This is a genomic window from Tepidimonas alkaliphilus (assembly GCF_007556595.1).
In the GTDB taxonomy this organism is placed as follows: domain Bacteria; phylum Pseudomonadota; class Gammaproteobacteria; order Burkholderiales; family Burkholderiaceae_C; genus Tepidimonas; species Tepidimonas alkaliphila.
Genome location: NZ_VJNB01000005.1, coordinates 35,489 through 50,483 on the forward strand (window position 1 = coordinate 35,489; position 14,995 = coordinate 50,483).

8 protein-coding genes and 3 pseudogenes are annotated in these 14,995 nt (G+C 68.1%); 9 read left to right on the plus strand and 2 right to left on the minus strand.

Annotated elements, in window-relative coordinates:
- The first annotated feature begins 19 nt into the window (after positions 1-19).
- From Talka_RS06050 to Talka_RS06080, 7 genes are all read left to right on the plus strand, one after another.
- Positions 20-778 carry a 3-hydroxyacyl-CoA dehydrogenase gene (locus Talka_RS06050; protein WP_143890223.1) on the plus strand — a complete coding sequence of 253 codons (759 nt, stop codon included), beginning with the start codon at positions 20-22 and terminating at the stop codon, positions 776-778.
- Positions 779-873: 95 nt separating this feature from the next.
- On the plus strand, positions 874-2,454 hold the full coding sequence (locus tag Talka_RS06055; RefSeq protein WP_143890224.1) for a GGDEF domain-containing protein: 1,581 nt from the start codon (positions 874-876) through the stop codon (positions 2,452-2,454).
- On the plus strand, positions 2,451-3,440 hold the full coding sequence (locus Talka_RS06060) for an ABC transporter substrate-binding protein (protein WP_143890225.1): 990 nt from the start codon (positions 2,451-2,453) through the stop codon (positions 3,438-3,440). Before Talka_RS06055 ends, Talka_RS06060 begins: the two co-directional genes overlap by 4 nt.
- The gene (locus Talka_RS06065) at positions 3,437-6,205 is read left to right on the plus strand and encodes an EAL domain-containing protein (RefSeq protein WP_143890226.1); all 2,769 of its coding nucleotides are present in this window, start codon (positions 3,437-3,439) and stop codon (positions 6,203-6,205) included. The genes Talka_RS06060 and Talka_RS06065 overlap by 4 nt, the downstream gene beginning before the upstream one ends.
- Positions 6,206-6,256: 51 nt before the next feature.
- Complete coding sequence (gene dnaG, locus Talka_RS06070) at positions 6,257-8,191, plus strand: DNA primase (protein WP_143890227.1); 1,935 nt, start codon at positions 6,257-6,259, stop codon at positions 8,189-8,191.
- A gap of 294 nt (positions 8,192-8,485) precedes the next feature.
- The gene (rpoD, locus tag Talka_RS06075; protein ID WP_143890228.1) at positions 8,486-10,840 is read left to right on the plus strand and encodes an RNA polymerase sigma factor RpoD; all 2,355 of its coding nucleotides are present in this window, start codon (positions 8,486-8,488) and stop codon (positions 10,838-10,840) included.
- On the plus strand, positions 10,837-11,340 hold the full coding sequence (locus Talka_RS06080; RefSeq protein ID WP_143890229.1) for a hypothetical protein: 504 nt from the start codon (positions 10,837-10,839) through the stop codon (positions 11,338-11,340). Before rpoD ends, Talka_RS06080 begins: the two co-directional genes overlap by 4 nt.
- Here the strand turns inward: Talka_RS06080 and Talka_RS06085 are convergent.
- Positions 11,294-12,617 (minus strand): annotated as a pseudogene (locus Talka_RS06085) (IS1182 family transposase). The gene Talka_RS06080 and the pseudogene Talka_RS06085 overlap by 47 nt on opposite strands.
- Before the next feature lie 137 nt (positions 12,618-12,754).
- Here Talka_RS06085 and Talka_RS11915 point away from each other — a divergent pair.
- Together Talka_RS11915 and Talka_RS11920 are read left to right on the plus strand one after the other, a co-directional pair.
- Positions 12,755-12,922 carry a hypothetical protein gene (locus Talka_RS11915; RefSeq protein WP_185970084.1) on the plus strand — a complete coding sequence of 56 codons (168 nt, stop codon included), beginning with the start codon at positions 12,755-12,757 and terminating at the stop codon, positions 12,920-12,922.
- A gap of 378 nt (positions 12,923-13,300) precedes the next feature.
- Positions 13,301-14,156, plus strand: a pseudogene (locus Talka_RS11920) (methyl-accepting chemotaxis protein); the annotation flags it as partial.
- Here Talka_RS11920 and Talka_RS06095 read toward each other — a convergent pair.
- Positions 14,131-14,982, minus strand: a pseudogene (locus tag Talka_RS06095) (class III extradiol dioxygenase family protein). The pseudogenes Talka_RS11920 and Talka_RS06095 sit on opposite strands and share 26 nt — an antisense overlap.
- Positions 14,983-14,995: the final 13 nt, after the last annotated feature.

A 14,995-nucleotide genomic window follows, 5' to 3' on the forward strand; every position in this document is an offset into this window, starting at 1 on the left:
CTTATTCGAGGAGCTCTCGATGGACATTGCTGGCAAGGTCTTCATCGTCACCGGCGGCGCCTCCGGCCTTGGCGAAGGCACGGCGCGCAGGCTGGCCGCGCAGGGCGGTCGCGTCGTCATCGCCGACTTGCAAGAAGAACGTGGTCGCGCCGTGGCCGCCGAAATCGGCGCCACCTTCGTGCGCTGCGACGTCACGACCGAAGCGGACGCCCAAAACGCGGTGGATCAGGCGCTGACGCAGGGCAAGCTCGTGGGCCTGGTCAACTGCGCCGGCATCGCGCCGGCGCAGCGCACCGTTGGCAAGAGCGGCCCGCATGACCTGGCGCTGTTCAGCAAAGTGATTCAGGTCAACCTCATCGGCACCTTCAACATGATCCGGCTGGCCGCAGCGGCCATGAGCGTCAACGAACCCGAGCCCACCGGCGAGCGTGGCGTGATCGTCTCCACCGCCTCGGTGGCGGCCTTTGAAGGCCAGATTGGCCAGGCCGCCTACAGCGCCTCCAAAGGCGGCGTGGTGAGCATGACGCTGCCGATCGCGCGCGACCTGGCGCAGGTTGGCATCCGCAACATGACGATCGCCCCCGGCATCTTTGGCACGCCGATGTTGTTCGGGATGCCCCCAAGCGTGCAAGAAGCGCTGGCGGCCTCAGTGCCGTTTCCCTCTCGCCTCGGTCGGCCCGAGGATTTTGCCCGGCTGGTTGAGCACATCATTGAAAATGACATGCTCAACGGCGAAGTCATCCGACTGGACGGCGCGATCCGCCTGCCGCCGCGCTGATCCAGCCTACGCCGCAGCGGCAGCGTGCGATTGACCCAGCTTGGCCAGCGCCGTGGCAGCCGACGGCCCGTTAGCGGCGACCTATACTTTTGCGTATGGGCAGCCCGGCCTCCACCCCTCAAGAAATTGCGCGCGAAGCGGTACGCCTGCTGGCGGCGCGACGGCTGCCGCCCACGCCCGACAACTTCCAGGCCGCCTACCACGAGGTGGCCGGCACGCGCCCGCTGCAGCCCTTCCCTTTGGCGCAGCTGCGCCAAATCGGCCAAGCGTTGCCGGAGCGCACGCCAGCCCAACTGCGCTTCAAAACGTTGTTCAACCGGGCGGTGACGCGCCACAGTTGGGACGATCTCGAAAAACTGCTGGTGCAACACCTCGGCGCCGCCTCGTCCCCCCCTCCTCCAAGTGCGACGCCCCCTGCAACGGCGCAGCCGCCCGACTCTGCCGAGCCCGCGCCCCATGCCGACGAAAAGGCAGCCTCGATCCCGATCAGCCCCGACATCGCCGAGCCCGCTGCGCGCGTCATCGACTTGACGCTGCCTTTAGTGGCTGCCGATGATGCCCGCCTGCGCGAAATGGGCGAAGAGCTGGTGCGCTACCTGCGGCTGGAGCAGCATCACGCCCCCACCCTGCGCCGCATGCTGGCCGACTACGCATTCCGGCTCTCCTTCGGGGTGGATGAGCAGCTCGGCGTGCGTGAGGCGCTGCTGGGTCTGCTGCGGCAGGTGTTGGAGCACATCGACGCCATCAGCCCCGACAACCCCTGGCTGCGCCAGCAGCTGCAAGCCTTGGTGCAAGCCGCCCAACCGCCGCTGTCGCAGCGCCGGCTGGAAGATTTGCAAGCCCGGCTCAAAGACGTGATCGTCAAGCAGGCCGAGGCGCGCGAACAAACAGTGCGGGCGCAGGAGCTGATGCGCCAGACTTTGGCTACTTTTCTGGAGCGGCTGGCGCAAACCGCCGTCAGCACCGGTCAGTATCAAGCCAAATTTGAAGCTTGCGCGCAGGCGCTGGAGCGCGCCCAGAGCCTGGCCGACATGGCTCCGGTGGTGCAGGATGCCATCCAAACCGCCCGCGCCTTTGCCACCGACACGCAGCGCGTGGTGGCTGAGCTGACCGAGCTGCGCGATCGCGCCGACCGCGCCGAAGCCGAGGTTCAGCGGCTGCGGCGCGAGTTGGATCAGATGGCTGAGCTGGTCACGCACGACCTGCTGACCGGGGTGCTCAACCGCAAGGGGCTGGAAAACGCCATCGACCGCGAAACCCACCGCGCCGAGCGCACCGGCACGCGTGTCTGCATCGCGCTATTGGATGTGGATGATTTCAAGCGCCTCAATGACACCTTGGGACACCTGGCCGGGGATGCGGCGCTGAAGCATTTGGCCGACGTGGCGCGGCGCAGCCTGCGGCCTCAGGACACCGTTGGCCGCTACGGGGGCGAAGAATTCATCATCGTGCTGCCCGACACCACGCCGGATGAAGCTGCCGCGGTGGTGCAGCGCCTGCAGCGCGACCTCAGCGCCCACCTCTTCCTGCACGGCGAGCAGCCGGTGCTGATCACGTTCAGCGCTGGCGTGACCGAATTGCGCCCCGGCGAGCCGGTGGCCAACGCCATCGCGCGCGCGGACCAGGCGATGTACCGCGCCAAGCGAGCCGGCAAAAACCGCGTGATGCAAGCATGAACCTCCAGCGGCGCGCCTGGCTGCGCTGCGTGGCCCTCGGGGGTAGCGCGGCGGGGTTGGCTGCAGCCCTGTCGGGCTGCGGGCGCGAGCCGGCGCTGACCGTGGCCTACCACCCCTGGCCCGGCTATGCGCCGCTGCATCTGGCCGACAGCCTAGGCTGGTGGGACGACGGGCAACTGCGCAGCTTGCCCACAGCTTCAGCCACCGCGTCGCACGCCGCGCTGGCTGAAGGTCGGGCGCAAGTGGCCGCGTTAACGCTGGATGAAGTGCTGCTGGCGCACGCTCAGGGGCTGGCACTGCGCGTGGTGGGCCTGCTCAACCTTTCGCACGGCGCAGATGTGGTGCTGGCGCGAGCAGGCTTTGAGCATCCAGCGCGCTGGCGTGGCGCCCGCCTCGGTCGTGAGGCCGGCGCGCTCGGCGAATTGATGGCCCTGAGCTGGCTGGAGTACGCCGATCTTGGCGTGCACGACGTGCAGATGCTGACGGTGCGGCCAGACGAGCACGAACGCGCTTTCATGGACGGCTCGGTCGATCTGCTCGTCACCTACGAACCCGTGGCCACCCGGCTGCGAGCGCTGGGAGCGCGGCGGTTGTTTGACAGCAGCCAGTTGCCGGCGCAGCGTCCGATTGCCGACGTGCTGGCAGCGCACACCGGCGCGTTGCGGCGCCAGCCGCGCGCGCTGCGCCGCTTGCTGCGACACACGTTCCAGGCCCAGAGCCACTTGCTGAAGCTGCCGGTGGATGCGCGCCTGCGGCTGGCTCCCTGGCTCGGGGTGGCGCCCGCGCAAGTGATGGCCACGTTTCGCGGGTTGCGCCTGACGCGCTGGCACGACAACCGCCATTGGCTGATGGGCCACCCCGCGCCGCTGCAGCAAGCCGCCGAATCGTTGGCCCGCTTTCTGTTCGGTGTTGGCTTGCTGCCCCATCCCCGGGTCGCCCCCGAGCTGATCAGCCCCGACGCGCTGCCGGCGCAGGATCCGCCATGAACCGCGCGACGCTGCCCCGCCGGGCAATGTTCGCCCTCGCCGCGACCTGCGCCTGGACACTGCTGGGTCTGACGCCGCGCGCCGCCCGCGCCGACCCCGACGAGCTGCGCATCGGCGTGCTGGCCTACCGCCCGCGGGAGGTGGAAGAGCGCGCCTGGGCGGCCGTGCTGCAAGCGTTGCAGCGCCGGCTGCCGAACCTTCGGTTACAAGCTCGGATCCTGGATTTTCCGGCGCTGGATGCGGCGGTGCGGGCGCGCGAGCTGGACGTGGTCATCACCAACCCTGGCCATTACGTGGCGCTGCGCTACAGCGAGGGCCTAAGCAACGCGCTGGCCACGGTGTGGCGGCGCCGCAACGGCGTCGTCACCGAAGCCTTTGGCGGCACGGTGGTCGTGCGCGCCGACAGCACGCTGCAGCGCTGGGAAGATTTGCGCCGTCGGCGCGTCGGGGTGCCGCACGAGGAATCCTTGGCCGGCTGGCACCTGCAGCGCTTTGAGCTGCGTCGCCGCGGCCTGGCCGACGACGACATCGAATGGGTGCGCATCGGCATGCCGCAAGACAACGTGGTGCTGGCGGTGCTGCACGGCCAAGTGGAGGCGGGTTTCGTGCGCGACGGCGTGCTCGAAGCCCTGCAAGCCAGTGGCCGCATTCCGGCGGGCCAGTTGCGTGTGCTGCAGCCGCAGACCTTGCCTGGCTACCCGGTGGCGGTGAGCACCCCCTTGGTGCCCGAGTGGCCGGTGGCGGTCTTGCCCAGCGTGGACGACGATACCCGGCGCCTGCTGATGTTGGCCCTGCTGCAACTGCACGACGACCCCGCGCTGCAGCAGGGGGAGCTGGCCGGCTTCGTGCCGCCGCAAAACTACGCCGCGGTGGAGCTGGTGCTGCGTGAGCTGCGCGTGCGCCCCTTTGGCGTGCCGCAACTGACTTGGCGCGAAACCTTGGAGCGCCACGCCGCCGCGCTGGCCGCCGCCACCGCGGGGATGCTGGCGCTGCTCATCGGGGTGGCGGTGCTGGGGGCGCAACGACGCCGTGTGCGCCAGGCGCTGCGCGACAAGTCGGCCTTGCTGGAGGAGCTGGCCATCACCGCCAAGACCTTTGAAAGCAGCCAGGGCGTGCTGATCACCGACGCGGCGGGCCGCATCGTGCGGGTCAATCAGGCGTTTCAGGCTATCACGGGTTACACAGCCAGCGAGGCCCTGGGCCGCACGCCAGGCGAGCTGCTGCGCTCGGGCCGGCAAGACACGGCGTTTTACCGCGCCATGTGGCAAGCGCTTGCCGAGCGCGGTTACTGGGAGGGCGAAATCTGGAACCGCCGCAAAGACGGCGGCATTTACCCCGAATGGCTCACCATCAGCGCCGTCACCGACGCCCACGGCCAGGTGCGCCACTATGTGGCGATCTTCGCCGACATCAGCTGGCGCAAACAGGCCGAGGCGCAGATCGAAAATCTGGCCTTTTTCGACCCGCTGACCGGGCTGGCCAACCGCCGCTTGCTGCTGGATCGGCTGCAGCAAGCCGTGCACCAGGCGCGCCGCAGCGCTCGCTGGGGCGCGCTGCTGTTTTTGGATCTGGATCATTTCAAAACCATCAACGACACGCACGGCCATGACGTGGGTGACGCCGTGCTGCGCGCGCTGGGCGAGCGCCTCCGCGCCACCCTGCGCGAGCAAGACACCCCCGGGCGTTTGGGCGGCGACGAATTCCTGGTGCTGCTGCCGCCCTCCTGGACATGCCGAGACGAAGCGGCGCTGGCTGCGCGCGTTGTGGCGGACAAGCTGGCCGCCGCGCTGCGCCAACCCGTGCTGCATCAAGACCGCCAGCTGGCGTTGACGCTCAGCATCGGCATCGCGCTCTACGGCGACGCCCCGGTCGAAGCCACAGAGCTGCTCAAGGCCGCCGATCTGGCCATGTATAGCGTCAAGCAGGCCGGGCGCAATGGCGTGGCTTTCTTCGACCCCGAGATGGAAGCCGCGGTGCGCCAGCGTCACCAGCTGCAACTGGAGCTGGCGCGGGCGATCGACACCGGCGCCTTGCAGCTCTACCTGCAGCCCCAGGTGGACGCGGGCGGGCGGCTGCTGGGCGCCGAAGCGCTGGTGCGCTGGCCGCGTGAAGACGGCACCCTGATGGCGCCCGGGTCGTTTATTCCACTGGCCGAAGAAACCGGCCTGATCGTGCCGCTGGGCAACGCGGTCTTGCAGCAGGCTGCCGCCTTGTTGCAGCGCTGGCAAAGTGAGGCAGCGCTGGCGGGGCTGCGCCTGTCGGTCAACGTTAGCGCCCGCCAGTTCCGCGATCCTCAGCTGGCCGAACACGTGCGACAGGTCATCGAGCAACACCGCATCCCACCCCAACTGTTGGAGTTGGAAATCACCGAATCGGTCTTTCTCGGCGACCTGGAGGCCGCACGCCGCACGCTGCAGGCGCTGGACGCGCTGGGCGTGTCGCTGGCGCTGGACGATTTCGGCACCGGATACTCCTCGCTGGCGTATCTGGCCGAGCTGCCGTTTGACACCATCAAAATCGACCAACGGTTTGTGGCGCGTCTGGGCCAGCACAGCCGTCAGGATGAAGCCATCATCACCACCATCATCGCGCTCGGACGCCAACTTCAAATGCAGGTGTTGGCCGAAGGGGTGGAAACCGAAGATCAGGAGCGCTACCTGCTGCACCACGGCTGCCATGGACTGCAGGGCTACCGCTACGGACGCCCCATGCCGGTGGGGCAATTCGAAGCGCTGGCGCGCGCGCAGCCGACGCCACCGGCCTGAGCTTGGCGCCGGCACGCGGCGGCTTGCGGCGTCATGCCGGACAATGCGGGTGTGAGCATCCCGCCATCGTTCCTTCAGGAGTTGCTGGCGCGCACCGATGTGGTGGAGGTCATCGGGCGCCACGTGGCGCTGCGCAAAAGCGGCGCCAACTACTTGGGGCTGTGCCCCTTTCACCAGGAAAAGACCCCTTCTTTTACGGTCAGCCCGAGCAAACAGTTCTACCACTGCTTCGGCTGCGGCGCGCACGGCAACGCGATTGATTTCCTGATGGCGCACACCGGCGCCACCTTCCGCGAGGCGGTGCACGATTTGGCCGCCCAGCTCGGGCTGACGGTGCCGCAAGACGAACGCTCTCCTCAAGAACGGGCTCGCGAAGCGGCCCTGCGGCGTGCGCAACAGTCACTGACCGAGCTGATGGCCCAAGCCGCGCGCGCCTACCGCGCGCAGCTCAAGGCCAGCCCGCGCGCCATCGACTATCTCAAAAGCCGCGGCCTCACCGGCGAAATCGCCAAAACCTACGGCCTGGGCTACGCCCCGGCGCAATGGCGGTTTTTGTCCACCGTGTTTGCCGACTATTCGGATGCCCGGCTGGTCGAATGCGGCCTGGTCATCGAGGGTGACGGCGAGCAGGGGCGACGCCACGACCGCTTTCGCGACCGCATCATGTTTCCGATCCGCAACGTCAAAGGCGACGTAATCGGCTTTGGCGGACGCGTGCTCGACGGCGGCGAGCCCAAATACCTCAACTCGCCGGAAACCCCTCTGTTTCACAAAGGCGAGGAACTCTACGGCCTCTATGAGGCCCGCAGCGCCATCCGCCAGGCCGGCTGCGCGCTGGTGGTGGAGGGCTACATGGACGTAGTGGCGCTGGCGCAGCTGGGCCTGGGTCACGCCGTGGCCACCCTGGGCACCGCCTGCACGCCGCAGCACGTGCGCAAGCTGCTGCGCTTCACCGACGACGTGGTGTTTGCCTTCGACGGCGACGCCGCCGGACGGCGCGCCGCGCAGCGGGCGCTCAGCGCAGCCCTGCCCTGGGCCAGCGACACGCGGCGTTTTCGTTTTCTCTTTCTGCCCCCCGAGCATGACCCTGACAGTTTCATCCGCGCCCACGGCGCGCAGGCCATGACCGCCGCGTTGGCTGAGGCCACACCGCTGAGCCGCTTCGTGCTGGAGGTGGCCGCCCAAGGCTGCGACCTGGCCACCGCCGAAGGCCGCGCGCGCGCCACCGCGCAGGCGCGCCCATTGTGGCAGGCGCTGCCCGAAGGGGCGCTGAAGCGCCAGCTCCTGCATGAGCTGGCCGATTTGGCCGGGCTGGACGTGCGCGAATTGCAACAGCTCTGGGATGATGCCCAGCCCACCGCGCGCGGATCGGGGCCCGCCGGCCGCTCATCGCTCCCGCCGGGGGCGGGGCGCGCCGCCACTGCCGCGTGGACGCCCGCGCCCACTGCGCCCCGCGCCACGGCCCCAGGGGCGCAGGCAAGCCCGCTGCCGCCGTCCGGCCCCCGCACGGCGCAGGCGCAACGCGCCGCGCGGGGCTGGCTAAATCGCAACGACCGCATCGCCCGGCTGGTGCTAACCACGCCGCAAGCGTGGGAGTGGCTCACCGCCGACGACCACGCCTTGCTGGCGCAGCAGCCGCCGCCGCACGGCCCGCTGTTTGCCTGGTTGGAAGCCCAGTGGCTGGAGCACGGCGCTCAGCCCTGGGCGGTGCTGCGCGAGGGGCTGCGCGGCCAGCCCTTCGAAGCCTTGGCGCTGGCGCTTTACGATAGCGCCTGGGCCCTGGCCCGCCCAGCCGAGGATGCCCCCGAGCTGTCCGAGCTGCGACACGAGCTGCGCGAACTGTTGCGCCGACTGCGCATCGAACACCTCAAAGCTCAAGAAACCGAATGGTTGGCGCGCAGCCAACATGACCCCACGGCGTTGCAACACTACCGCCGTGTTCAGGCTGAACGTTTAGCGCTGCAAGAAAAAGGTGAAACGGTATAATGAAGAGTTTCGCCCATGCCAGCGCAGCCCGTCACGATCCATGGACGTTTGGCGCCTGCAACCGCGTGATGGGCCCTGCCCCGCTGCGCCCCGGCGGTTGCGGGGTGGCTCGGCTGCGATTTCGTCAGGGTGAACCCTTGATGCGTGTCCTTTTTGCTTGCAAAGCCGCCTCGCCAGCCCCATCTTCAAAGGGGTTGAGCGACCGTGTCCGCCCCCTCAAGGGTCGGACGGCCGGGCGTCCTGGATCCCTAGTCTTTGCTTGACCGGCTTGGAGCCGAATGGAGAGCGTTTGCCGTGAGCAACCGTAGCACGAAAACCGCCCCCGCCGAAACCGAAGCCCAAGCTGCTGCGCCGGCTGCGGCCAGCGCCGCGCGCAAGCGCAGCACCAGCCGCAAAGCGGCTCGCGCCGCCGCCGATCCAGCGCCGCAAACCCTCGTCGGTACGGACACTGCGGCCACCGCCAACGCCTCGACCGACGGCGAGACGGCGAGCCCATCCCAGGCGCAGGCGCGTCCTGCGCGCAGCCGCAGCAAAGCGTCCAACAGCCGCGCCAGCTCGACCCAAGGCAGCGCCAAAGCCAGCGCCAAGCGCGGGCGCAAGGCCAAGGCCAGCGACGACGAGGACGTGTTCGCCGACGCCGATCTGGCCGACTTGGACGAGGAACTGGTCGAAGACGATGTCGAGGCGCTGCCCGATGACATCGAGGCAGCCGAGGCGGAGCCAGCCGAAAAGGCCAAGCCGCTGCGCATGAAGCTGTCCAAGGCCAAAGAGCGTGCGCTCATGAAGGAATTCGGCCTGGACGACACCGTTTTGACGGAAGAAGAAGCCAAGCTGCGCCGCGAAAAACTCAAGGCGCTGATCAAGCTGGGCAAAACGCGCGGTTATCTGACCCACGCCGAAATCAACGACCACCTGCCCGACAAATTGGTCGAGCAAGAAACGTTGGAAGTGGTGGTTTCGCTGCTCAACGACATGGGAGTGGCGGTTTACGAGCAAGCCCCCGACACCGAGACGCTGCTGCTGACCGGCGCCTCAGCCGCCGTGACCACCGAAGAAGAGGCTGAGGAAGAAGCCGAAGCGGCGCTGTCCACCGTCGATAGCGAATTTGGCCGCACCACCGACCCCGTGCGCATGTACATGCGCGAAATGGGCTCGGTGGAGCTGCTGACGCGCGAGGGCGAAATCGAAATCGCCAAGCGCATCGAGCGCGGCCTGCACGAAATGATGGCGGCGATTTCGGAGTCGCCGGCCACCATCCGCGACATCCTCAAAATGGCCGACGACATTCGAGCCGGCGCCACCATCATTTCCAGCGTCGTCGATGGCTTCACCGACCGCGACGAAGCCGATGACTACGTCGCCGAGGAAGACTTCGACGACTATGAGGACGACGACGACGGCAAGGGCGGCTCCAAGGCGCTGACGCGCAAAATGGAGGAGCTCAAGCAAGAAGCGTTGCGCCGTTTCGACCTCATCCGCAGCCATTACGAAGAGCTGAATCGCATCGGCGACAGCGAAGGTTGGGGCACGCCGCGCTACCGCGAAGTGCAGGCGCGCATCACCGAAACGCTGATGAGCATCCGCTTCACCGCCAAAGCCATCGAAACGCTGTGCGAAACGGTGCGCCAGCAGGTTGAGACGGTGCGCAAGGTCGAGCGTGAGCTGCGCAAGATCATCGTCGATAAATGCGGCATGCCGCAGGAAAAATTCGCCGCCGAATTTCCGCCGCACCTGCTGGACTTGGGCTGGGTGGAGCAGCAAGCCGCCGCCGGCAAGCCATGGAGCGCCGTGCTCGGGCGCAACATCCCGGCCATTCACGAGCTGCAGCAAAAGCTGATCGATTTGCAAGCGCAGGTGGTGGTGCCGCTGGAAGAGCTCAAGGCCATCCACAAGCGCATGAACGACGGCGAAGCCATGTCGCGCGAGGCCAAGCGCGAAATGATCGAAGCCAACCTGCGGCTGGTGATTTCAATCGCCAAAAAATACACCAACCGGGGGCTGCAATTCCTCGATTTGATTCAGGAAGGCAACATCGGCCTGATGAAGGCGGTGGACAAATTTGAATACCGTCGCGGTTACAAGTTTTCGACCTACGCCACCTGGTGGATCCGGCAGGCCATCACCCGTTCGATCGCCGATCAGGCGCGCACCATCCGCATCCCGGTGCACATGATCGAGACGATCAACAAGATGAATCGCATCAGCCGCCAGCATTTGCAGGAATTCGGCGTGGAGCCGGACGCCTCGATCCTGGCGGAAAAGATGGGCATGCCGGAGGACAAAATCCGCAAGATCATGAAGATCGCCAAGGAGCCGATCTCCATGGAAACCCCGATCGGCGACGACGACGACAGCCACCTGGGCGACTTCATCGAAGACACCACCAACGTCGCGCCAGTGGATGCGGCCATGCAGGCCGGCCTGCGCGAGGTGGTCAAGGAAGTGCTCGACACCCTCACCCCGCGCGAAGCCAAGGTGCTGCGGATGCGCTACGGCATCGAAATGTCCACCGACCACACGCTGGAGGAGGTCGGCAAGCAATTCGACGTCACGCGCGAGCGCATCCGTCAGATCGAGGCCAAGGCGATCCGCAAACTCAAGCACCCGAGCCGCTCGGAGAAGCTGCGCAGCTTCCTCGACAACCTTTGACACTGATCACGGCGCCGTCAAGAAAATCGGCGGCACTTGCCGATCTGAAGAAGACGCGCTTGCGGGGAGGGGGCGATGCCGGTCCGCGGATCGGCGCCGCCCCTCCCCTTTCGGCCCACCCGGAGTTGCCCCGTGACGACCGCCCCCGCCCTGCAGACCCGCTGATGGCGATCTACCGCCGCGGCGATCTCGCGATGCTGATCGCGCTGGCACTGTACGCCGCCGCCTCCGTACCGATCCTGCTGCTGATGCAGCGTCCGAGCCTGAGAAGTTGTGAAGGAATTGAACTTTCGTGCCACCAAGCCGCAGGAGCCCTGCGCGGTGCGGTTTGCTGTGCTGCGCGTCGGCTTGGTCGAGACGGCATCAGGGTTGGCGCGATGCGCGCAGGCGCTGCACGCTGGGGCAAGGTCGCAGCCGTTGCGGCGCATGCTGCGGCAAGGGGCTGCGGCCTTGTCAGCCCGCTGCTGCTGCCGTGGTGGCCGCAGCGGCCTGCAGGCTGAGCATGCGCTGCAGGTTGTGCGCCAGCGCATGCCACAGCAGCACGGCCTGCGCCTTGAGCAGGCCGCAGACGTTGAAGCGCAGCAGCCCGCGGCGGCGCAGCTGGGCGTTGACGCACTCCACGCGGCTGGCGTGCGGCTTATCGATCGAGGCGGCCTGCGGCGTGCCCATGCGCGCGCCACTGGGCAATGGCGGGGCTGTGGCCGCGCTTGGGCGCATGGGGGTCGCTGGCCGGCTTGCGGCTGGCTGGCAGCGGCACCCAGGCTTGCGTGCCTTGCCGATCCAGCGCTTCGATGTCGGCCAGGTTGACGTAGCCCCCATCGGCCAGCCACTGCGGCGCAATGCGGGCATAGCGCTGCTGCAGCTGCTGGTGCATCGGCTGCATGAGCCCGCTGTCGCTGCCGTGGTTGCACAGCTCAACGCCGACGATCACCTGGCTGGCCACATCCACCGCCAGCTGGACGTTGAAGGCGGGGCGAAAGCCGCCGTCGGCCATCTTCATGACGCGTGCCTGCGCATCGGTGGTGCTGACGCGCAGCTGGCTGAGCTTGGGGTCTTGGGAGCTGGGCGGCTCTTCCTCACCACCCTGCGCGGGGTGTGCCGCGGCGGCTTGCGTGGTCTTGGCCTTGGCCTCGGCCTGCATCTGCTGCAGCACCGCCAGCGCGTGCTGCAGCTGCTGCTGGCGCTGCTGCGCCGCGCGCGCCTGCGCGGCCTGGCGGCGGCGCTGGCTTGCGGCCGCATCCTCGTGCAGCTCGCGCTTGAGCCGCTGGACCTGCTGGCGCGCCTGCTCCAGCAGCGCGCGCAGGCTGGGCTCGCGCCGAAAGCTGGCGGCCTTGGCGTGCGCGCGCACGCGCAGCCCGTCCTGCGCCACTCACTGCATCGTCACCAGCCCCGCCTTCATCAGCGCGGCCACGCTGCGCGTGAGCTGCTCATCCAGCCAGGCCACATGCCGGGTGCGAAAGTCCGCCAGCGTGTGGTGGTTGACATGCACCCCGCCGCACAGCCAGCGCCAGGCATCCTCACTGGCGCACAGGCGCTGGATCTGCCGCGCCGAGCCCACCCCCCCCAAGGTCGCATACAGCCACAGCGCCACCAGCAGCGCCGGATCGATCGCCGCTCGCCCGGCATGCCCCTGCACCGAGCGGATGCGCGCATACAGCGGCTCAAGATCGAGCCCCTGCACGAAGCTCCAGACCGCGCGCGCGGCGTGATCCGGCGGCAGCAGCGACTCCAGATCGCAGGCGCGCAGCTCCACCTGATGGCGCTGCACACTGCGCACGCGCGGCTTGCCGCGCACCACCTTGCCCTGCGGCTGCGGCGCCTGCGCCGGCAGCGGCAGATCCTCAAACAGCGCAGCGCCGGGCTGCACCCCTCGCATCGGCTTGGCCTCGGTCTTCATGTCCAGCACCATAACCGATGTCAAAGGGGATTTGTTCATACCTTCTGAGCCTGGGGGCGGAGCTGGCGTGGCTGGTCGGCCTGTCGCTGCCGGGGGCGATCGGCTTTGCGGCGCTGCGCGGAACGCTGGCCGGCCGGCTGCTGCTGGCCACGTCGCTGTCGACGCTGGTGATGCTGCACATCTAGGTCTCGGCGGGGATGATCGAGTTCCACTTCGGCGTGTTCGTGACGCTGGCGCTGCTGACGACCTACCTGGACTGGCGCCCGGTGGTGTGGTCGGCGGCGCTGTTCGCGGTGCACCACGTAGCGTTCGACCGCCTGGAGGCGGCCGGCTGGGGCTCGTACTGCCTGAGCGAGCCGAACTTCCCGGTCATCCTCCTGCATGCGGGGTACGTGGTCGTGCAGACCGGCTTCGAGGTGATGTTCCGGTGGCTGGCGCGCCAGGTGCGCGACAACGCCGAAGTGGCCGCGCTGGCCGACAGCCTGTCCCGCGGCGGGCATGCGGTGCTGGACGTGGCCCACCTGCGCGCCACGACGCCGCTGGCGCCGCGGCTCAAGGACGTCATCGGCCGCATCGCCAGCGCCGTCAGCGGCATCCGCGGCGCCGTGCAGCAGATCGAAAACGCCGCGGGCGAGATCGCGGGCGGCACGCAGGACCTGAGCCGCCGCACCGAGAGCGCGGCGGCGAGCCTGCAGCAAACTGGCGCCAGCCTGCAGCACCTGACCGACAGCGTGCAACACAGTGCCGATGCGGCGCGCAGCGCCAACGAGCTGGCCGCGCAGGCCGCCGACACCACACGCCGCGGCGGCGAGACGGTGGCGCAGGTGGTCAGCACGATGGCCGATATTCAGACCAGCAGCCAGAAGATCGCCGACATCATCGGCGTCATCGACGGCATCGCGTTCCAGACCAACATCCTGGCGCTCAATGCCGCGATGGAGGCCGCGCGCGCCGGCGAGGCCGGGCGCGGCTTTGCGGTGGTGGCCGGCGAGGTGCGCGCGCTGGCGCAGCGCAGCGCCTAGGCCGCACGCGAGATCAAGACCCTGATCGAGACCAGCGTCGCCAAGGTGCAGGCCGGCAGCGCCCAAGTGCAGCAGGCCGGTCAAACCATGGACGACATCGTGCAGGCGATCCAGCGCGTGGCCGACACGATCGGCGAGATCACCCACACCGCACGCGAGCAGAGCGAGGGCATCGGCCAGGTCAACGCCGCGATGGGTCAGCTCGACCAGAGCATGCAGCAGAACGCGGCGCTGGTGGAGCAGTCCGGCCGCGGCGGCCGAGGCGTTGCGCGAGCAGGCGCAGCGGCTGCTGCAGGCGGTGGCGGTGTTTCAGCTCGGCGCGGCCGAGGCCACGGCACCCGTGACCCTGGGCCCGGCGCTGGGCGCGCCGATCAGGGCACAGCTTCCAGCGCGATGACGCCAGTGGCGGTATTCGAGATGGGGATGTGGTAGTTGCGGTGCACCAGCCGCACGCCGCTGCCGGCCTCGGTGAGTGCGGCGCGCATGGCCAGCCACATCAACAGCTCCACCCCTTGCGTCCCGGCCAATTCGACCAGCTCGCGGTCGCTGAACTGGGTGGCCCACTCGGGGTTGGTCTCCATGCTTTGCAGAAACTGCAGGTCGAAGCGCTTGTTGATGAAGCCCGCGCGTTCGCCTTCCAACTGGTGACTCAGCCCGCCGGTGGCCATCACGGCGACGCGCCGGGTGTCGCCCCAGCGGCCGATGGCGCGCCCCACTGCCCGCCCCAGCACATACACGCGCCGGGCCGGCGGCAGGGGAAACTGCACCGTGTTGATATGGATGGGCACGATGCCCACCGGCGCGGGGTGTTGGTCGGGCCAGAACAGTTAGAACGGAATCGTGCAGGCGTGGTCCACCCGCATCTCCTGGCAGACGGTGAGGTCGAATTCCGCCGCCGTGAGCTGCTCGACCAGGTGCCACGACAGCTCCGGGCAACCGGCCAGCGGCGCGGTGGTCGGAATGCCCCAGCCTTCGTCGGCATGGTGGTACTCGGCAGCGGCCCCGATGGCAAACGCCGGTAGCTTGTCGAGGAAGAAGTTCAGCCCATGGTCGTTGTAGAACACGACGATGACCTCGGGCTGCACCTGCCGCAGCCAGGCGTGGATGGGGGGAAAACCGTCGAAGAACGGCTTCCAGTACGGCTCGGCCTGCTTGCCTCTGGCAATCGCGTTGCCGATCGCGGGGATGTGCGAGGTGGCCAAGCCACCGACGATCTGGGCCATGGGAACGTCTCCT